This is a genomic window from Corynebacterium sp. HMSC06D04 (assembly GCF_001807315.1).
Lineage (GTDB): Bacteria > Actinomycetota > Actinomycetes > Mycobacteriales > Mycobacteriaceae > Corynebacterium > Corynebacterium simulans.
This window is the reverse complement of sequence record NZ_KV788536.1, coordinates 1-20,971: the sequence shown is the minus strand read 5'-3', so window position 1 is coordinate 20,971 and position 20,971 is coordinate 1. Positions and strand designations below refer to the sequence as shown.

Sequence of the window (20,971 nt, the reverse complement as noted above, 5' to 3'; positions counted from 1 at the left end):
ACTAGCTGTCGCGGCCGCGTAGATACCGCACCGTGCGCGCCAGTGCGAGATCATCGCACGGTTCGCAGGCGGTAAGGCGGCCTTTTTCCACGCGCAGGAGAAGATCGCAGCACCGCGCCACCAGCTCCATGTCATGGGTTACTACCAAAACGGTCTTGCCCTGCCGGGCTAGGGCGTCTAGCAGGTGGGCCACCCGGTGCATGCGGCACAGGTCCAGCCCGCTGGTGGGTTCATCGAAGACGATTACCTCGCGCTCACTTAGGACTGCTGAGGCGATGGCCACGCGCTGGCGTTCGCCGCCCGAAAGCGACATCGGGTGCCGGGCCCGCTTGTCCGCGAGATCAAGTGCACCAAGCACCTCGGTAAGGCGCGCTTCGTTTTTCCCATCCGGTCCACTGGTGCCGATGATTACGTCGGACTCCACGCTCTCCCCGAAAAGCTGGTGGTTTACGTCCTGCATTACTAAATAGGACTGGCGCAGGCGCTGCCGGGGACCCGAGAGCGAGCGGTTATTGATGTCCACCACGCCGGTGGCCTTAGATTCCAGGCCAGTCAGAACGCGCACAAAGGTAGATTTTCCGGCCCCGTTGCGTCCTACCACGCCGATGACTTGTCCTTGCGGCAACTCCGTGTGGCTGATGCTCAGGGATGGCTCTGTAGCCTTGGGGTAGGTGAACTGTAGCTTTTTGAGCACCATCGTGCCACTTGAAGGGCGTGGCTCGCGGGTCACCTCGGGGACCTGCTGCGCTGAGCGCAAGCCCATGCGGTACAGTTCGGCCTTGTCTAGGGTGCGAAACTCCGAGCCGCTGAGATCATGAGCGATCTGCCCGTCCTGCATAACCAGCACTCGGTCCACGATGTCAACTAGGTAGGAAAGCCGATGCTCAGCGATCAGGACGGTGCGGCCCTGTGTCTTCCACTGCGCGACGATGCGGCGCAGCTCATCGACGGCGGCGAGGTCGAGATTTGATGATGGTTCGTCTAGTAGTAGTACCTGTGGGTGCATCGCGGCCACTGAAGCGCATGCTATTTTTTGTTTCTGGCCGCCGGAAAGTGTGAACAGGTGCCGGTCGAGGAGATGAACCATGCCGAAATCTGCGGAAAGTTCCCCAATACGCTGTCGAATCTCGTTGGGCGCCACGCCGAGGTTTTCGCAGCCAAAGGCGAGTTCGCTGGCTACTTCCAGCGTGAAAAATTGCGACTTGGGGTTTTGGAACACTGAGCCTACGCGTTCGGCGATGTCGTGTGGGTGGGCATGAGTGATGTCTTCGTCGTCCAGCAGCACCTCCCCCGAAATCTGGGCGTCGCAGAACGTGTGCGCCACGCCGTTTATCAGGCGTAGCAGGCTGGACTTACCGCAGCCTGATTCGCCACACACTAGAACTAGTTCGCCCTTCGCCACGGTGAGATTTACGTGGTGCAGCACCGGCTCCGCTGTGTTTTGACCATAGGATAGTGACACATCGTGCAGCTTTATCACGGCAGCATCACTATATTTACCAGTAGTAGGATCAGGGACACGACGAGCACGCTTATGACTATTGCGTCGCCTACGCGGAAGCCTATCTCGCACAGCGTGGTTCGTCGGCGAGGCGAGCCCAATCCGCGGGTCACTGCAGACATAGCCAGCTCGTTGCCGATGCTCACAACGGACGCCAACAGTGGCACAAAGCGGTATTCGAGCATAGCGATCGGGTTGCGCAGGCCCGAGATGCCACGCATCTGCATGGCGGTGCGGATATCGCGGTATTCCTCGAGAATCGTCGGGAAGAACCGGAACATGATGGACGTGGGGATGGTCAGGGCGTCGGGGCTCCGCATGCGCTGCATCGCGGCCATGAATTCGCTGGCCGAGACGGTGCGTAGTAGGTACCAGCAGCACGTGATGCCAGGGAGGATGAGCGAAAGCCCTGCGAACCACGTAGCGCACACGTCCACGATGATGTGGCGCTCGGGCAGGGCCTGTACCACCACCGCAGGAAAGCCGGCGAGCACCGCGAAGGTGAGTGCGTATCGCAGTGCAGCGGCCACCATGCCGGAGGCGAGGAAAAGTGCCCCGGGAACGGCAATGAGCATCCACCGGGCGGTGCTGCCCAGCGCCCCACTGGACCCGGCCGGTGAGATGAGCACCGAGGACACCACGAGGATGACCAGCACCGTGGTGCGTGGGTCCAGATGGAGTCCCGCTGTGTGCGTGCCTGATCCGGGCAAAGTGGGCGACATCAGGCGATTCCTGCTCGCTGGAAGTGCTTGGTGAAGATGCGCCGGCCGAGGATCCCGCCGAGGATCCCGCAGACGAAGGTTACTATCACAATGATGAGGAATAGCCAAGTCATCTGGCCAATAGAGGTGAGGCCATCCGCGAAACTAGCACCATATTTGGTCTGCATGCCGCTGCTCTCTATGTAGCGCCGAGTGGTGAAGAAAAGCGGAATATATGATGCGGTGGGTGACACTGCTATAAAGGCATAGGCGATCACACTGTGTATTGCGCTCGTATACTTGCCGGCGCGCAAAATTAACTCGGCAAACACGGCCATGACCAAGCTGAGCAGCAGTGGCCATATGCCTAAACCAAGCAGCAGGCTGGCGAGGCCGCTGAGAAGAAGGAATATGAAGACCATGCCGGGCTTGTGCACCTTGGCCAAGAACAGCATCATCGGGATGCCCAGGATGAGGGCCTGAACGCTGGTGATCATCACGTAGGTGATGGGGGTGATGCCGATGAAGGCGATGACCACGCCGGCTACCAAGTTGATGACGAAGAAGATGCCGATGTTCATCAGGTCGGTGATGTTCAGCCGTCCTGCTTTTGCATCTTTCGGGGTGGTGTGGGGAGTACTGGGCATGATGTTTCCTTTCAGATTAGGCTGCTTGTGCGTAGCACTGGGTTGGGGGCAAGTGGCTTGTCAGGTGAGTGAAACAGGTGTGGCATGAACTCTAAATTTCGCCTTCTTCTACGTCGCTGCCGACGATGTCGGCGATCAGGTCGGACAATTCTCGGACCGTTGGATGGTTGAATACGTCACGTATGGAGATCTCTACTGACATTTCTCGACGAATCGAGTTAGTAAGCCGCACGGCCGTGAGCGAGTCGGCACCGATGGTGAAGAAGTCATCGTCGATGCTGATCTCCTTGGGCCCGAGGAGTTCTTGCAAGATGGTAATGATACCCGAATCTCGGTGATTACGAGAGCGTTCCCTTGTTTGTGGTTGTTCAAAGGTTTTTCCTTCTAAACTCTTGCGATCAATCTTGCCGTTCCAAGACCGTGGTAGCCCATCAATGCGTGATATCACGCGTGGACGCATATAGGCAGGGAGAGACTCGGCGAGGTGGTTATTGAGTGCTGCCATGTTAAAGCCCTCATGCGTAACAACGTAGAGAACAATGCCATGGTCGTTGACAGCGACGCAATCGCGGAGTTCGTTGAATTTTCGTGCTGTTGACTCGATCTCACCGAGTTCGATGCGGTAGCCGTTGACCTTAACCTGACCGTCCTCGCGCCCCAGGAAGATGATGTGACCAAGGTGATTGTAGAGGGCCTTGTCGCCCGTGCGGTACATTCGTTCGCCGGTGCGGGGGTGGGTGATGAATGATGCTGCGGTCTTCTCTGGGTCCTTCCAGTACCCCATGGCCAGGCCACGTCCGGCAATGTAAAGGTCTCCCGGCACATGCGTGGGTCGGGGGTTCAGGGCCTCATCGAGGATGTACATTCGCTGATTTGCCAGCGGCGTTCCATAGGGAATGCTGGTACGCGAGGCATCATCGACGCCTACCTCGTACCAGTTTGACCATATCGATGCCTCGGTAGCACCCCCAGCAGCGAAAACTGTGCAGTCCCGGAAGAGGGTGCTGACCTGGTAAGCGATATTTACAGGTATCCAATCTCCGCTGAGTAGTGCCGACCGTACGGAGGAACCAATGAGGCTCCGTTCGCGGAGGTGTTCCACGTACATCGAAAAAAGTGCTGGCACAGAGTTCCACAGCGTCACCGAGTGCGTAGTTACGGCATCTGCCCAGCACTGCGGATCACGTTTGTCTGCTGGAGATGGCAACACCAAGGTAGCACCCCGCGCGAACATCCCGAAGATGTCGTATACCGATAGATCGAAGTTTAGCTCTGAAATCCCCAATATCCGGTCGGTCGGAGTCACCCCGAGGCGTTCGTTGACATCGACAATCGTATTGACCGCCGACTCGTGGGTGATGGCTACTCCTTTGGGAGTGCCCGTCGTACCAGACGTGTAGATGACGTACGCAAGCGAGCTGGGTGTCGGACTCGATTCGCTTAAGGCCTGGTCACCTGGCCGATGCCGGGCGACATCGGCCAGAGTGATGACTGTGCAGTGCTCGGCTAACGCAGCGAAATCATCGTCCGGATGGTCCATCGCAACAATGGATGCACCCGCATCGTTGATGATGGAAGTGTTACGCCCCACCGGTTGGTCCACGCTCAGCGGCAAGTAGGCGCATCCGGCCTTCATTGCGCCTAGTACCGCTGCGATCTGTTGTGCGGACTTTTCCATCATGATGCCAACGAGATCACCAGGCGCCGGGTCAGTTGCAGCAATAAGCTGGGCCCACTTATCCGACTGCTCATTGAGTTGCTCGTATGTCCATTGCGTGGTGGCGTCTATCACCGCGAGGTTGTCACCATGCTCGGCAAGTCCCTTCTGATACAGCCCCAGTAGGCTCTTATCCGCTCCGGGGAGTTCCCGGTCTGTGTCGTTGATTCGATCTGCGGTGGGCGCGTTGGTCGTCGGAGCTATGGTACTGGTGGGCGCGTTCCAGAGTTCAGGGGACTCTGCGAGGTGCGAGAGAGTGGCTGTAAGGCTGGTGAAAAGCTCCGCCACCATGTCGTCGGGGAAGATCGCCTCGACCGCGTCCATATTCAGCATCAGGCCACCATCGTGTTCATAGACCTGGAGGTCCATCCATACCTGTGGCGTCTGCGATAGGCCATGATCGATTACGCCCAGGTAAGGACTCTGATCTGACTCGGGGTGCTCCACGACGCCCAGGCCACACGTGAAGACCACCGGCATGGTTACCCGAGCACCGCGTTGCTTAGTAAGCATTCGCTGCACCGACACGCCGGAGACACTGCCGTGATCGAGATTGCTGAACATGCGCCTGTGTAGCGCTGCAGCGCGGTCCCGGAACGATGGTGCACACTGGGTATCCACGCTGAGAATAGATAGGCTGGTGAAGTCGCCAACTATGTGGTCAACCTCGGGGGCGAACCGAGTGCGGTCGAACCGGGTCAGGTTGATGCTAAGTCGCGGCTCATCGCTGTACCTCGCTAGGACTTCGGCGTATACCTCGGCTAGGAATACGGCTTCGGTCATCCCCTCCTCACGTACCCGTTGCTTAATCCGGCGCCACTTCGCAGCGTCCACCAGGGCGTGGTGGCGGCAAAACTGCGAGGTATTAGCGCCGTTTGTGTCGGTCACTGGCAACTGCGGTGCAGGATAAATAGTATCCACTGCCGATTCCCAATAGGCTTGGTCACGCTTATGGATGTCGCTGTGTGACAGTTCAATCGTGGCTTCGACATAGTCTTTAAATGAATAGGGGATTGCCGGATCGAGACTGTCTACGCCGTGGTCGTAGGCCTGCTTCCACTCACGGAAAATGTGGAACATGCTCCAGCCGTCGATAAACAAGTTAGCGAAACTTAAAAGCAGTCGACCCGCGTCGGGCTCGGCTACGTAGCGCACGTCAAAGCATGGCCACTGAGTGGGATCAAACTTCTGGCGGGACATTTCCTCTCGGATTTCATCGAGAGTATCCTCATTGTCGGCGTTGCCGGAGCGAATGAGGGCAATGCGGTAGCGTGGTACTTCGGGCAACACACGCTGACTCAATCCGTCCTCACACACGACGGTGCGCAGCATGGGATGGCGTTTAATCAGGGCATTGAACGCGTCTTCCACTCGCTCCGGGTCTAGGCAGGCAGTGGACATTTCAAAGTAACAGTGGCTGGAAACGTCGCCGAGTTCGAAGGCTCCAGAGCTGCCGATGAGATAGGACTGCTGCACCTCAGTCAGCGGGAACGGAGCGTACTGTTCAGACCCGTGAACAATCTTGGGAAGATCCGATTGCTGGTGGGGGACTTCGGCTATCTGGTCAATTCGGGCGGCCATGTCGCGCAGCAACGGAACGTCAAAGATATTCTCTAACGGAAATTCCACGCCAAAACACTGTTCGATGGTACGGCGCAGGCGTGTTGCTGTGAGAGAGTCACCACCCAAGCGAAAGTAGTCTGAGTTCACGTTGGAGCTGGTGTGCAGCAGCTCATCCCAGATATCGATGAGCCGTTTCTCGGTGGCGGTGTGCGGAAGTTCGGTGACAGCGGGCTCGTTGTCGAAGTATTCCGGCACTAATGCTGTGAGCGCTTTGCGGTCAATCTTGCCGTTGCTGGTGAGTGGAAACTTCGCTAGCTCCAGGATGCGTTTCGGTAGCATGTACTCCGGAAGGCGGGTGGCCAGTAGGTTTGTAGCCTTGGCATAGTCAGAATCGCATAGTGTGACCGATTCGTTGGAACTAGCGCGTTCGGCGATGATAAGCGCCGTCGTTTTAGTGATCTCTACATGCTCTACAGGTTTCCACCCAGTGCGCTGCAGGATTTCTTTCCAGCTGCGGGCGCTGAGTAGTACTGTACCGGTTTCGGCCCGAGCGTCCGTGGTATTGTTGGCAATAAATGCGGCGGTGATATCGGACATCGGGGAGGGGGCAGTGGGCTCTACCACCACCATCGTTGCTCCAGGGGCGCTGAGGCCCCAGGCCTCACAGAGCGTTTTCTCGATGTCCTCGCTCTGGTGCAGCGTCTGGTTGCACAGCACCAAGTCCGCCTTCGTCACTGCCTCCCCAGGAGTCGGTTGGGGCGTGCTAGTGACTCCGAGCTGGCGGTACGTGAAGGTGTTACCAACACGTTGTCCGGCATGTTCGAGGTGATGACGATAGGGATCAGCGAGCATGTATGCGCTCGTCCCCGCGATAGCCGCGTAGTCCGCAGAGGCCTCGGGCCGGCGTGACCCGATCTCAAGAATCTTGAGCTCGCTGGTTGAGTGGGTACTGCATTCACGCACAACCGCGCCGAGGACCCGGTGAACCAACCGACCCAACGGACGGGTTGCGAGGAATTGCTCCACCGACATCGAATCTGGGCTTTGGATGAACTCAGCGATACTGCGCTGCTTCTCCGCCATTACGAAGGCTTGCTCGAAGGGGGTGACAAAACGCTCTAACGCGCCGAACGACTCGTCGTCTAGAAGCAAGTCTGCGGTAGCCGGGTGTTCATCTGCTTTGCCTAGCCATGTCTGCCAGCGATTACGGTGTTCGCGGAGGTGGTTTGGGGTCCCCACGCCGGTGAGTTGCTCCTCCCAGCGTCGCATCACTGAGAAGGCATATGCGGTCTGTAAATGCTCATCGTGCTCGACGGACGTGCGGATGTCGCCCTCGGTCAGCACGTCGTTGACTTTGGCGCGCAATGACGTCGCAAACTGCTCCGGAGTAGTTCGGGCAACATGTGACGGTGTGAACTGAGCAAACGTAACCAAAGATGGTGACGATGATGCACCTTGGTGCGTGATACACACGGCACGCTCTATTGGCAGCAACGCTTCACACGCGGACTCGATCTCGCCGAGTTCGATGCGGTGGCCACGAACTTTGACTTGGTTATCCGAGCGGCCTAAAAACTCGATCGTCCCATCGGCCCAGAACCGGCCCATATCGCCTGTGCGGTACCAACGTGAGTCCTCCGAGATTACGAACTTAGTTTCGGTGAGTCCGGGGTCGCCGACATATTGTGTAGCTACGCCCAGGCCGCCAATCCACAGCTCCCCCACAGAATAATCGGGACAGTCCTGGCCATTGCTGGACACCACCCGGTACATCTGTTTGGCAAGCGGCCGACCATAGGGAATTGAGGTCCACTCGGGTGACACTACATCGAGGTCGAGACCATTGGACCAGATAGATGCCTCCGTCGCACCGCCCATAGCTAATAGGTGTGCCTGCGGGGTAACCGTGCGCATGCGCTCAGGCAGGCTGGTATCAATCCAGTCGCCAGATAGCAGAACATGGCGTATGCTGCTGAGCTTGCCCGGTGTCCGATCAGCCGCAGATAAAAGCATCTCAAACAAAGTAGGCACCGAATTCCAGATAGTTATGCCTAAACTATCCACCAGCGATACCCACTTCTTGGCGTCGCGGCGCGCATCATCTGGGATGGTTACCAGTTCGCCGCCAGCAGAAAGGAGCCCGAAGGCGTCGTACACCGAGAGATCGAAATCAAAGGAAGATACGCTTAGTAGGCGGTCTGTCGGACCAACGCCCAGGCGACGGTTGATCTCGCTAATGGTGTTCCATGCAGCACCGTGGCAAATCTCGACTCCTTTTGGTGTTCCAGTGGTCCCAGAGGTGTAGATTACATAGGCTGGGTCTTGTGGATGCAGCTGCGGAAGATTGGCTGTGCCGGTAGCGCTCGTGAAATCCACTACCTGAACTGCAGTTTCGCTCAGAACCTTATCGGGTCGGTCAGTAATCAGATGCGTTACTTGGCTTGCCCCCAAGAGAGCGGCAATACGAGATTCCGGTTGCTGTAGACTCACCGGTACATATGCTCCGCCCGCCATCATCGCGGCTAGCGCACCAATAATCTGGCGAGGACCACGCTCCACCATCACTGCAATCAAAGCGCCTCGCCCAACCCCGGAATTCACCAAAGCAGAGGCGATGGTGGTGGCTTGCTCTTCCAAATCTTGGTAGGTAATAACGTCGCCGCTTGCACTGCGAATGGCCGTGGCCTGGGGGTGGCACCGTGCAGCGGCAATCACCTCATCGACAAGGGTGGTGTCAGGCAGCCGCCAAGAGGCAACTTCGGCACGTGACGCTCGACGGGCCTGCGCTCCTGGGCTCTCTACCGGGTCTGAATGCGAGAGATCGTCGGTGATTGCCTTGTCAATCTCCATCACTAGGGTGGCGAAGAGATCGTCCAGCATCTTCTCGGGGAACAACTGTTCAACTGCGTCGCAGACGATTAGGAAGCCGTTGACGGTGGTGAAGACTTGGAGGTCAATCCACACCTGGGGGGTCTGGGAGATCATGTAGCTAATCTCTCCGAAGGTATCTATAAACTCTTGGCCAACCAGTGGGTCTCCCAGGTTGCAGGAGAACACCACGGGAGCCAAAACTTGCTCACCTCTGGAAGCACGTAGGTCTCGCAGCACCCGCACCGCCGAATACTGTGAATGTGACGAATCCTCATAGAAAGAGGCCTGTATATCCTTGAGGTCCTCGCTGAAAGTGCGGCGTGTGGACTGATCGATACTGGTGAGTGTCAGGGCGGTAAAGTCTGCGACGACATTCTTTATCGCTGTGTCTGAACCGCGGTTGAACAGAGGTACGGCCATGAGGAATTTTTTATTCTCGCTCCATTGGCCGATGGTGCGGGCGTAGGCGGTCAGCAACACCATTGCTGGGGTAGTAGCGTGGTGTTCACACACCTCACGCAAGCGCGACCAAGTTGCCGAATCGAATGATCGACTGCGGCGTACAAACCGGTGTGCTTGTTCCTCGTTGGTGCCGTGGCTCATCGGCAAGGTTGGGGCACCCGGCAACTCGGAGAGGCGATTGCGCCAGTATGCCTGGTCACGGTCGATATCGGCGACGCCTTCGCGAGCGTGTCCAGCGAGGTAGCGAGCGAAACTCCACGACGGGTCGGCGTCGGGGGCTTCACCGGTGGCGTAATGGTGGGCGAGGTCGTGCAAGATAATTTGGAAACTCTGCACATCGCACACAAGCAGGTCGATATCGAAGTGAATAACTGCTACATCCTGAGGGAGGAGGCTGACTTCTAAAGATACCACATGGCCGGTAGCTATGTCCAACAGTCGGTGCGAAAGGCGTTCGCGCGTGGATAGCAGAGCTTCTTCGCGCGTGGACTCGTCCATCTTGGTGAGGTCATGAACGAGGATGGTGGGGTGGGGCGGCTCTGGCAGCACATATTGCTTGCCATCTTCGGTGTAGCAGGCGCGCAACATCGGGTGGGAACGTAGCAGCGTCAGCCAGCTTTGTTGCAATCGGTCGATATTGATACTGCGGGATTCGACCTCTACGTAGCCGTGGGTGCCCACCCCGCCCAGTTGCTGCGAGGAATTGCGGCCAATCCAATAGGCGTATTGGACATCTGTGAGGTCAAAGGGTACGGAATCGTCGATGGGAGCGGCAAACCCATCTTTGGGGGACTCAATGGCGTCGGTGCTGTGGTTTGGTGTGGATTCTACAAGCATCTTCGCCCACTGCCTTACCGTTGGGGCGCGCATGAAATCTCCAAAGGAGACGCGGTGTCCCTGTTTCATCCAATCAGCGAGCAGACGGACTGTTGGAAGTGACTCCAGGCCGTGGGAGAGCAGGTTGTCGTCGATGCCGATTTCGGCATCTTCGCCGAGGATCTGGTGGAGCGAGGCGAGGAGTTCTTCGCGAATTTGTTCCTCTTTGATCATGGTCTTGTCCTCTCAGCTTTGTTCGGATTCATGGTCAGTAAATTGCGCTGCCGCGAGAGCACGCAGCTTTTTCTTGTCGACCTTGCCGATGTTGATCAGTGGAATTTCGTCGACAGTGATCACCTGGTCCGGCACCTTGTATCGGGCTACGCCTCGGGTGAGGAAATCATCCAGAATGGCGGAGCGGTTAACGCCTGGTTGGGCGACGATGGCTGCAACGGTGCGCTCTCCCAGTGCTCTATCTGGCATTGGGAAGACGGCTGCAGCACTAATGCCTGGAGTTCCAGACAAGAGTGTCTCGACCTCAGAAGGGGAGACGTTTTCGCCCAGGCGATTGATCTGTTCAACCACGCGCCCGCACAGCACCAGGTTGCCGTCCTCGGTAAGGTAGCCACGGTCACCGGTGCGGAAGAAACCATCCTCGGTGAAACAGTCCGGGGTATCGCGGTTTCCTTCGTAGCCGAAGAAAGTATAAGGGCCCTTTTCTAGTATCTCTCCCGGCTCGCCTCCCGGGCCATCGATTACCAACTCGTCAGCATCAGAGATGGGACGACCTTGCGTGCCAAGAATCACCGCTGGAGGGTCATCAATACGCGTGAACGTAGTGATGCCTTCACCCATGCCATAACCCTGGTGGATACGCACACCGAAACGATCCTGTATTGCCTCACCTAAGCCGTCGTTAAGCGCCGCTGCGCCAATGATAATTCGCTCCAAGGAAGAGAAATCTGCGGGAAACCACTCTGCGGCCTCCACCCACACCTGGGCTACCGCAGGAACTAGTGCAGTCAGCGTGACCCCGTGGGTCGCAATGGCCGGAAACGCCTCATCGAAGGCTGCGCTGGTGCACAGAACCACAGTGCCGCCCGAAAGCAAGGTGCCCAGAATCCCGGGCTGAGCTAAGGCGAAATCATGAGAGGTAGATAGAACCGCCAAGTATACCGTATCTGGCCCGACGCCGCAGCACTGTGCCGCCGCACGGGTGTTATATGCATACGCCTCATGTACCCGGGGAATTATTTTTGGCATGTTCGTGGTTCCGCCAGACAAAAGATTCAGCGCAACGCTGCGTGGATCCGGCCACTTAGTAGGCGGAGAACATTTGGTAGAAATCGGGGCAGTGAAGAGACCTGGCAGAACTCGGTACGAGGACTCCTTGTCGTGCGTGGGTCCGTTATCGGCCCACAGTTCTTTGAGTCCGAGCTCGCCGGGTCCCATAGCCTCTACCATGGCTACGGTGTCAAAACCGAGATGGTCGCGGCCACCGATATAAGCAACTGGGTGTAAAGACTCACACAACGCTGCAACTTCGGCCTCTCTATGCGCGGGAAGCAGCAGGGTTGGGATAGCACCCACGCGCATCAGCGCAAGCAGAGTCACCACATACGCTGCGGTGTTTGGCAGTTGCAGTAGCACGTGGTCTCCTGGCGAGAGGCCGCTTTCTCGTAGCTCCTCGGTGAACACACAAAGTGATTGCTCGAGTTGTGCGTAGGTCAGGTGTGCGTCGTCAGCGATGACAGCTACATGGTCCGAATAAATCTCGGATGATTCGAACAGTTCCTGGCACAGGCTTTTTCGGGCCAGGTGGCCGGTGCCTTCGTAATGCTTCAACACACTGTTGCGGTCGATATCGCGCCCTCTCATGCAAACTCCAAATCAATCGTGCCTGTGCCGGAACGGCAGGTGAGGCCGCCGTCGACACCAACGTGCTTACAAATGCTTAATGTCTTCTCACTGGCCGCAAAATCGATGTCGGTTATGTGGGTAATCCCGTTAGGATGCGGGGTGCTGCGATGGGTATCAATGGCAAAGGGGGTCACGAAAAGCGGGATCGCCCAGTCGTCGGGTGACAGACACCAGCAGGCGAGCCGTCTGCCAGCGGGATCCTTGCGGGAGAACGGGATTGTCAGGCTCTTGGTTTGATGAGAATCAAAAATCTCCTTTATGTGGTCAAATTCCTTGCGCTGCGCCTCCAGTACCACCCGTGAGTACCCCTGTGACATGGTGGCGAATCTGTCATAGGAGTCGACGAATTTTCCATTGCCAGTAAGGTGTAAAAGTTGGCGGAAAAACGGTGGTACGTCGGCTCGCTCTCGTATCTCCAGGTAGGGACCCTCGCAGAAATAAATAAGCGCGCTTGCAGCGTTTTTCTGTTGTCCTGGTTCAACGTCAAAGCCGCGCGAACGGAAGTAATTAATTGAGTTCTCTAGGTCGTCTGCTTTATAGATAATGTGTCCCACATTAGCCATTTCGTTGTTCCCTCTCCGTGAAGAACGGAAGTAGTGAGGGTACGTTCTCCTGTAGCAGGCAGGTGGCATGAGAACCGGCCACGGCATGTATCTGCAGGTTGCCGAGCACGGTCGCTGGCCAATCGATGTCTCCGCCTAGGCTCGGGTAAAAACCAGTTACACCTTCGGTAGGCTGCAGTACGACTACATCACCGAAATAGACATCGGGGACGTAGTCGATGGTTCCGAGTAACGAATGCCGGAAGACATCGTATAGGATGTCCAGCATCCCGCGAGTGGACTCGGAGTCTGTGTCGAATTCACGGATGCTTCGGTAGATGAGTTTGCGGCGCGCCCTGGGACTCAACACCGCCATCTTTTGGAAGAATTCCCCGATATCTGCGTATGGGCCTTCAAGGGTACACAGTTCTTCGTCACTGATATTGCGGTTGATGCCATCAAGGGTGTGCTCCAGGGCTGCTGCGAGGGTTTTGAGGTCGAAGTTCGCCCCCATTGCACTTAGGTCAGCGTTGAAAATGCACCCATAGGCGAGCTCACACAGCAGTTCATTAGTGACCCGGTGCGGGCACTGGTGGGTGCTGATGCAAGTTACCTGGCGCACGTCGCGGCCGAGTTCGGTGAGCGCCTTCGCGGTCTCCAGCGCTAACATACCGCCAATGCAGTAGCCGACCAACTGATAAGATTCCATATCCAATTCATCAAGTTCCTGGGCGTAGCTCTGGGCCAGATCCCTGATCAGCGTACGGGTTGTGTAGTCCAGGAATCGATCTGCGTCACCAGCGGTAAAACCAACGTGGGCAATCTCTGGCTGGCGTTGAAGCAGTTCGGGCATCAAGAACTCGTAGTCCTTCAGGCGGCCAGTGCCAGCGTGGATCATCACGCGGCAGAACGTTGCGTCCTTCGGCAATCGGTATACATGCAGATTTGAAGACCCAGTTGGAGAGCCACTGGCTACAGTAGACAGAGCAGTCAGTTCAGGGGAGGTATGATTAGCAGAATTAACGGCTTTTAATGCTTCGGGTTGACAGCTACTTCCTGCAGCCTGTGCTAGCGCGGAAATGCCTGCGATGGTTGGCACCTTGAGTACGCCACGCATAAGGGCGTCCCACGTGTGCTGCTGTAGGCCAGGTATTTCTTGGCGGAGCCGGGTTACCGTTTCGGCCATGAGCAGTGAGTCACCCCCAAGCGCATAGAAGTCATCATTGCGCCCAACCTCCGTGGTGTCGAGGACATCGCGCCAGATAGTCGCTATCTGCTCTTCCGTTTCGTTGCGTGGAGGATCGATCCGGTTGTTGGGGCTTCCCACCGGTTCTAAGCAGAGTTGCGCTAGGGCCTTGCGGTCTACCTTGCCATTTGAGGTTAACGGCAATTCCGGTAGTACATTGACGGAAGCCGGAACCATGTAACCCGGTAGGTGAGCACGCAGGTAGCCCAGAATGTCTTCACTGTTGAGCGTGGGGACATCGTCGTCATCGGCACCAACGATGATGAGTCGTTGCCCGCATTCGCGCAACGGGTCACTAGTGTTTGGGTACTCCGCGATGCGGTGCATCTGGGTATCCCTGAAGACCTGATCCCACTGCGCGTCCTCGATGAACACCTTGTGTGATTCCGCACGGTGGTCCGTGAAATCAACCAGATTCATCTTGATGGACACCGAGATAAGGGCTGCGTAAAGTTCAGTGATCGGCTCTACTATGACGATCACGCCCCCGGGGCGGCGCAGCTGCTTTAAGCGGGTGAATGACTCCTCGATATTTACTGAATTATGCAGTACGTTGGCGCACAAAATGATGTCGTAACCGCCGAACTCTACATCTTGCGATGTGCAGTCTGAGTTCATATCAAACAGGCCATAGGTCATGGCACCACAATGCGCGAACATTTTTTGGGCTTTATGTAGGAAGAATGTCGAAATATCGGTGAAGCGGTATTCGATTACGTTCTCGGGGAGTCGGCTAACAATTTTTTCCGTCGTAGCACCTATGCCAGCGCCGACCTCGAGGATCCTTACCGGATGATCAGCGTGGTGCTCGGCAATGCCGATCACTGCCTCTGCGGCCGCAGCATTCATCGCCTTGCTAATGCGGTTTTCGCCGTAAATGGTGCGGGCGTTATGGGTATCTCCCTCCGGGAAGAACACCTCGGTGGGACTGATCTCTCCGCGCAACTGGGAAAGAAGCGCCTCAGCTGCGTGCCGTTGGTAATTGAATAATTCCTTACTGTTATTGATTTCCGCTTCCATGTTGCCGAACTGATCCCAGGCCTCTCCGAACACGAAGAAGTCCAGGGTCTGTTGGCTGACAGTCCAACCCTCATCATCCTTAGTGGCTAAGCCTTCTCCAGTCAGAATATTGAGCCAACGGGTTATGAGTTCGCGATACTCTTCGGAGGGATGGATCGCCGCGGTGATTTCCGTAAGAGTGTGGTATTTTCCTGCAACGAGGAAAACACCGGCTTGTTGGAAAGCCGCGAGCAAAGCAGCCATCGCGGCTTCGTTTCCCAGCCGCATCCATGTGGCAAATATTCCCGTGTCAAGGCTCGTATCTGCAGGTGTCCAGCGCTGCTCAAGCATTGTACGGAGCTCCGAGTTTCTGATTTGCCCAGCATCCTTGAGCTCATCTTTGTCGCTCTGTGCATCAGTGACGAAAGCATGTAGTTTAATTGGGTCACTGGTTTCCTGGGTGAGTACTATAGCGCGTTCGACGAAGTCGTTGGATTCGAGGACTCCTTCTATCTCGCCGGTTTCCACTCGATAGCCGTTGATTTTTAGTTGATTGTCCCGACGGCCGTGAAACTCGATTACGCCGTCTGGGCGGTAGCTTCCTATATCCCCGGTAGCGTACATACGTGTGCCATGCTTTTCGGAAAAGAAAAATTTCTCTGCTGTGGAGGTTGGATCGTTGAGGTAACCGGTGGCTAGGCTTTCCCCGGAAATATGGATTTGCCCTCGCACCCAGTCCGGACACTCATTGCAGGCCTCGTCGAGCACCCACATTCCTTGGTTGGGTAACGCGGTACCATATGGTATGCTAGTTTCATTTGTGTGACAGGTCATCGGGTGGAAAATCGACCATATTCCGCCCTCCGTGGCGCCGCCGAGGCTGATGAGTTCAGCATTAGGGAAGTGGGGTGCAGCATGCGCTGGGAGAGTGCCCGGGATCCTGTCTCCGGACAGCATAACCAGGTCTAGGCTGAGGATGTTCGGGTGACGGGTCACCTCTACCTCTCGCACAAGCATTTGGAACAGTGCAGGAACAGAGTTCCAGGTATCGACGTTGTTATCAACAAGGAAATCGATCCATTTGCTGGGGTTTCGCGATTCCTCGTCTAACGGCAGGACCAAAGTGCCACCGCTTGCGAAGGTACCGAAGATGTCATACACGGATAAGTCAAAGGATAACTTCGATACCCCCAATACCGTGCGTCTTTTATTTCGGCCGAGGAGATTGTTCACGCTATCTATGGTGTTCATTGCAGCCGAGTGCGTAACGACAACACCTTTTGGAATTCCGGTGCTGCCTGAGGTGAAGATGATGTAGGCGGTTTCGGTGGGGGAAACCGGTGAGGCTATGGTGCCACTGTACTGTATCGGGCTGAGAGTATCGACGTTGATGTTGGAGATATCGGTATTTTCTTCGGAGAAATGAGAATTAGTGATGACGTTGGCAGGACGACACGCTTCTATCATTGAACGTTGGCGGATTGCGGGTTGCTCGTGATCGATCGGCACGTAGGCTGCACCAGTTGATACCACGGCAACAGCGGCAGCTATTTGCCATACTCCGTTACCTAGGACGATGGCAATGTAATCTCCGGGACCGACATCAGAGAGCTCATGCTGTAATGCCCCGACGTAGCCAGCCAGATGTTGGTAGCTGTAGGTTTTTCCGCCACACACCAGCGCTGGCTGGTGTGGGTGCTGCTGGACGTTATCCCAAAACCCGTCGTGGAGGCATCGGGTGGTCTGCTGTACGTGGGTTTTGTGAATGCGGTTACGGATGGCGATCGTCTTATCGGGCAAGTGGACTGAATCAGTTTCCTGCCACGCCGAACCGTCGTCGACCAGGCGATCGAGTAGGTCGGTAAATGACTCCCACATGTCGTCGATCAACGCCGGTTCAAAGACGTCCTCTCGCACGTCCCAGTTGACGTTGCAAGAGCCTCCGTCCTGGAATGCCTGACAGTCAATCCATACCTGCGGCGTTCGGCTTACGCCGGAGACAAGGTTGTAGGCCGGACCATTGTTGTGCGGTGTGTCTGCACCCAACGCGCTGGTGAATACTACCGGGATTACCGCGGGCTGCCCGGTAGTGCGGGCTATATCGCGCAACACGTCAACCCCGGAATACGCAGCGTGTGATAGCTCTTCGGATAGCTGCTCCTGGGTTGCGTGCACGCGCTCACTAAAGGTTCCAGTGTGCGGATGGCAAGCATGTAGGGTCATCTCGGTAAAGTCTCCGATAATACGGTTGATTCCGGCAATGGCAGAATCTCGGTTCATCGAAGTGACATTGACGCAAAAGTCACTTGTGGAGGACCAACGGCGCAGTACATCGGCGTAGGCGGTAAGTAGCGTCGCCGAAGGAGTGACGCCGTGAGTGCTTGCTGCGTCGGTGAGCTTTGACCATGCTGCTGGCGAGCATCGCCAGGTACGCCGGGTGAAACGCACCGGCATTTCGGATGTGCGATCGGCTGAGGTCAGCGTCGGCAGTAAGGGTTTGCCGGACAACGAGGGGATGATCTCGGACCAGTACTTTTTTGCATTGGTGCGTGCAGCGAAGCCAGCGGCACTCTGGCTGTGGTGGTTACGGGAGGTGATTATATCCCGAAACGTGGTGTCCTCTAGTTCCGGTAGAACGTTACCTGCGTAGAGAGTTAGAAGTTCCTCGACCATCACCCTCACGCTTACAAAGTCGGCGATGATCATGTCCACCGAAAACTGTAGGATGCTGCATTCGTCAAATTGCAAAAGCTGGAATTCGTGCAGTGGCCAGGTGCCCAACGGGTAGCTACGGTTTTCCAATTTTGCGCGGTGACGAAGATACTCGGCGTCCGGGACATCTGGGTTGTGGCCCGCGAGGTCTACAGCTTGTAGCACCGGCAAACTGCGAGATTTAACCACCTGCAGCGAATCCGGTGGAACGACCACTGCAGAGAGCATGTCATGGCGCTGGATGAGTTCGTGCCAGGCCTGTTCAAGGCGGCTGCGATCAAGGCGTTCCGTTCGTATTTCGGCGTAGCTGTGGCACCCGGTGCCACCCAGATCATAGCCTTCGTTCTGACCGGTTGCGTATGCGCGCTGAATATCGGTCATGGGGAAGGGGGCGAACCGTGCTTGCTCATCATGCGGAACGGCCTCCCGCTCACGCAACCATGCCAAAACCTTTTCCTTATTTGACCTTAAGGCCGCGAGGTCTTCCTCGCGCAAGGAACCCTTGGGTGAACGGTAGTTGAGTCGATCGCCGTTCACCCATAGCGCTATACCGCGGGATTCAAGGTCGTTAATCAGCGCTGTGACATCCATGTTATCTCTCCTGTGTTCCGGTGGTTGGGGTTGTTTCGCTCAATGGGGGAGGTATGAGACTCCCCCAGCGGCCACATCAGACTCTCGAGACTGAGTGGTTCGGCATGCATAGCTGCTTGGACGGTACATGTGGGACCCAGTAATTGTCCGGTGCGCGCCCAGACTGCGCACAATGCCAGGAGGTATTCGGCTTCTTGCGCTTCGTTCTTGGAGCACGCCAACTTGTCATATACTTCGTTCAGAAACTCCGCAATGCCTGCAGGCCAGGTATGGTCGTAGAGGGCGACACGGGTAACGCACGGCTCGATAAGGAGATTCTCATGCAACTGTAGAGTGCTCAAACGATCATCGGCAGCAGTGCTTAGCAAGCCAGCTTGATCTCGTGGGATTGGGGTGTTTGGGTGCCAGATGATGGTTCCGTCAGTCTCGGTGAGCACCAGATTTCCGGCGTGCGTGAAAACAGTTATTCGATGCCCCACGTGAGCGAAATCGTCTGGCTTTTCTGGGTCGTTGTGATTAACCACGCGCAAGCAGAGCGGGGTTTTGCGTATCGAACCGGTGAGCGTAGTGAATATTCCGGTAACTTGGGTGTCGTCATCAAAGCTCCATGGGGTAAAACCGCCGGTAATCCTTCCGATGATATCGAGCGTTGAGAATAGAAAGTGAATGCTACATTCGGCGTCTATGTGGATGATTTTGAACTGCCTGGTTAGTGTTGTTGCGATTTCCAAGTACCGGGATATGGTTGGATTCCAGCGGTAGAAGGTGTTGAGCTTGAACTGCACGTTATTTTTCGCTGCCATCCGGTAGCAATCTACAGAGTCTTTCTTGTGGATCGGGTGCTCCATCACTACATGCTTGCCACGGCTTAAAAACTCTAGGGCGAGCTGCGTGCCGGAACCGCCAACGACGCTAGATCTGACCACCACACAGGCAAGATCAAAAGCGGGGAGATCTTCGATCTTGGTACACAGAGGTACGCCTAGCTGCTCTGCCAGCCGGCGCGACTGTTCGCTGCCCTGAGATAGGATTGCTACCAGCGAAAATTTATCCGCAAGCTTTTTTATCCCGTTGATGTATATACGGCCAAATGTTGTGCCGCATACGACGACGCGTACAGTGTTCATGCGACGGGCCTTTCTAGGTTCTGAGCCGAAATACCGGGGTTTTTAAATGAAGCCTGCATCGTCGTCATCACTCCATTGAGGTGCGTCGGTAGTTGCTGTAGGGCCGACGATTTTAATGTCGACGTTGTAAGAGGCCAGTGACGAGAGGACAGTTTGAGGGGCCGGCAGCTCATAGCCCCATTTCGGCCCGGTTAGTAGTTCGTCGCGGATAACGCTTTTTGTCGCTTCCGCAACAAAAAGAGCGGTGATGAAGGTGGAGTCCGGTGCGTGGACACTGCCTGAGACGCGAACAGGGCGGCCCCGTAGGGTGCCGTGGACAGTGGCTTGGATGGCAAACCAGTGGTTCTTTCCGGCATCGAGTTTGGTCTTCGCTGCAGCTATGTCTGCGCACAAATTCATGAGCGTGGTTGGGTCTGATATGTCGGTTTGTGAGAGCGCACGTAAAAGTAACTGCTGGGTGTCCCGGTCCGGTATGGCCGTGACCCCTATGAGGCGCGGAATAGAGAAATCTTGGGCCATCTTGCGTAGCTCGTTGGTGACGAACGGGCTTGCTATGAGTCCGTCATCGCTTGGGAAAGGTTCCAGATCTTCAGCGTGGATGCTCCCAGGTTGGTAAGCCACGAGGTCGCCGTCGACAATCATCTTCCCAGGATGTCCGTAGGAGTTGTGGGTACTTAGCACCACATCGACCAGACCCGACAGCCCGCCCCGGTCGCGTCCACCAGTGCAGAGAGTTACCGATTGACAGTCGTCGATTAGGCCCGCCAGGTGGCGTAGTAATAGACCGCTGAGACCGGGGGTAGCGCCGGCGTTGACCACGCACGGACGGTTGGTGGGATAGTTGTCGAATGAGTTGGCTCCGAACGGGTCTATATAGCCCACTGAGTCTGGTAGTGCCGACGCTACTGAGGTCTTGAGAAGACATGACGGTCCGGCGCAGTTGACGACGACATCAAGGTCACGGGAAAATTTGTTGACAGATTCCTCGTCGTGAGCGTCAACGATAGCGGTGCGCTCATCTGATGTGTGGTGAGACCGATTCCCGCAGTTCACCATATGTCCGCTAGCGCGCAACAGTGCGGCTACTTGGCGGCCTACTTCGCCATGCGAACCGAGAACCCCCACTCTTGCCGTCTCTCCTGTGCGAACCACTCAATGTCCTTTTCTTAGCGAGCACATAACGCCAAATAGGGCCTGTTTAGGTTAGGCTACCCTGCGCGGCAATGAGTTGCAATAGATAGAGGGTAAAACGGCTCTTCCCAATCTAGAGTGCGTAGCAACATAGCTACCTGGCTGGGGGTAGGGGTCGTTGGGCCGGGTCAAAAGGATAGGCAGGGGGTGTTTTGGTGGTGTCGTGGCATAGCAAGAGGCCCTAGACGGTGCAAGATGGTCGTTATCACACAGTCCATCCAGCCACCTAGGGCCCTGACCATGAACTTGTGCAGGTATCAAGCTCCGGGTTTCGTAGAGGCTGTTTTTCTTGGTTTTCTACGCCACAGAGGATGCGACAGCGGTGGTGGTGGGGACCTGACCCCCTTTTGGTGGACACCTGATAT

9 protein-coding genes and 1 pseudogene are annotated in these 20,971 nt (G+C 56.3%); all 10 read right to left on the bottom strand.

Going from position 1 to position 20,971, the window contains the following annotated elements; translation table 11 throughout:
* Nucleotide 1 precedes the first annotated feature (1 nt).
* Nucleotides 2-1,462 carry an ABC transporter ATP-binding protein gene (locus HMPREF3155_RS04715; protein WP_227917020.1) on the bottom strand — a complete coding sequence of 487 codons (1,461 nt, stop codon included), beginning with the start codon at nucleotides 1,460-1,462 and terminating at the stop codon, nucleotides 2-4.
* 14 nt (nucleotides 1,463-1,476) lie between these two features.
* A complete protein-coding gene (locus HMPREF3155_RS04710) occupies nucleotides 1,477-2,223 on the bottom strand; it encodes an energy-coupling factor transporter transmembrane component T (protein WP_014303365.1) in 747 nt (248 codons plus the stop codon).
* Nucleotides 2,223-2,849 carry an MptD family putative ECF transporter S component gene (locus HMPREF3155_RS04705; protein ID WP_014307391.1) on the bottom strand — a complete coding sequence of 209 codons (627 nt, stop codon included), beginning with the start codon at nucleotides 2,847-2,849 and terminating at the stop codon, nucleotides 2,223-2,225. Before HMPREF3155_RS04705 ends, HMPREF3155_RS04710 begins: the two co-directional genes overlap by 1 nt.
* A gap of 91 nt (nucleotides 2,850-2,940) precedes the next feature.
* On the bottom strand, nucleotides 2,941-10,512 hold the full coding sequence (locus tag HMPREF3155_RS04700; protein ID WP_070432705.1) for a non-ribosomal peptide synthetase: 7,572 nt from the start codon (nucleotides 10,510-10,512) through the stop codon (nucleotides 2,941-2,943).
* Nucleotides 10,513-10,524: 12 nt separating this feature from the next.
* Nucleotides 10,525-12,156, bottom strand: a complete 1,632-nt coding sequence (locus HMPREF3155_RS04695) for an AMP-binding protein (protein WP_070432704.1) — start codon at nucleotides 12,154-12,156, stop codon at nucleotides 10,525-10,527.
* Complete coding sequence (locus HMPREF3155_RS04690; RefSeq protein WP_014303369.1) at nucleotides 12,153-12,761, bottom strand: VOC family protein; 609 nt, start codon at nucleotides 12,759-12,761, stop codon at nucleotides 12,153-12,155. Before HMPREF3155_RS04690 ends, HMPREF3155_RS04695 begins: the two co-directional genes overlap by 4 nt.
* A complete protein-coding gene (locus HMPREF3155_RS04685; RefSeq protein WP_070419941.1) occupies nucleotides 12,754-18,288 on the bottom strand; it encodes a non-ribosomal peptide synthetase in 5,535 nt (1,844 codons plus the stop codon). Before HMPREF3155_RS04685 ends, HMPREF3155_RS04690 begins: the two co-directional genes overlap by 8 nt.
* Entirely contained in the window at nucleotides 18,270-19,415 is a 1,146-nt protein-coding gene (locus HMPREF3155_RS04680; protein WP_014303371.1) for a Gfo/Idh/MocA family oxidoreductase, read from the bottom strand. Before HMPREF3155_RS04680 ends, HMPREF3155_RS04685 begins: the two co-directional genes overlap by 19 nt.
* A 42-nt stretch (nucleotides 19,416-19,457) precedes the next feature.
* A complete protein-coding gene (locus HMPREF3155_RS13290; RefSeq protein ID WP_235591245.1) occupies nucleotides 19,458-20,057 on the bottom strand; it encodes a hypothetical protein in 600 nt (199 codons plus the stop codon).
* 291 nt (nucleotides 20,058-20,348) lie between these two features.
* A pseudogene (locus HMPREF3155_RS13460) lies at nucleotides 20,349-20,540 on the bottom strand (NAD-dependent epimerase/dehydratase family protein); the annotation flags it as partial.
* Nucleotides 20,541-20,971: the final 431 nt, after the last annotated feature.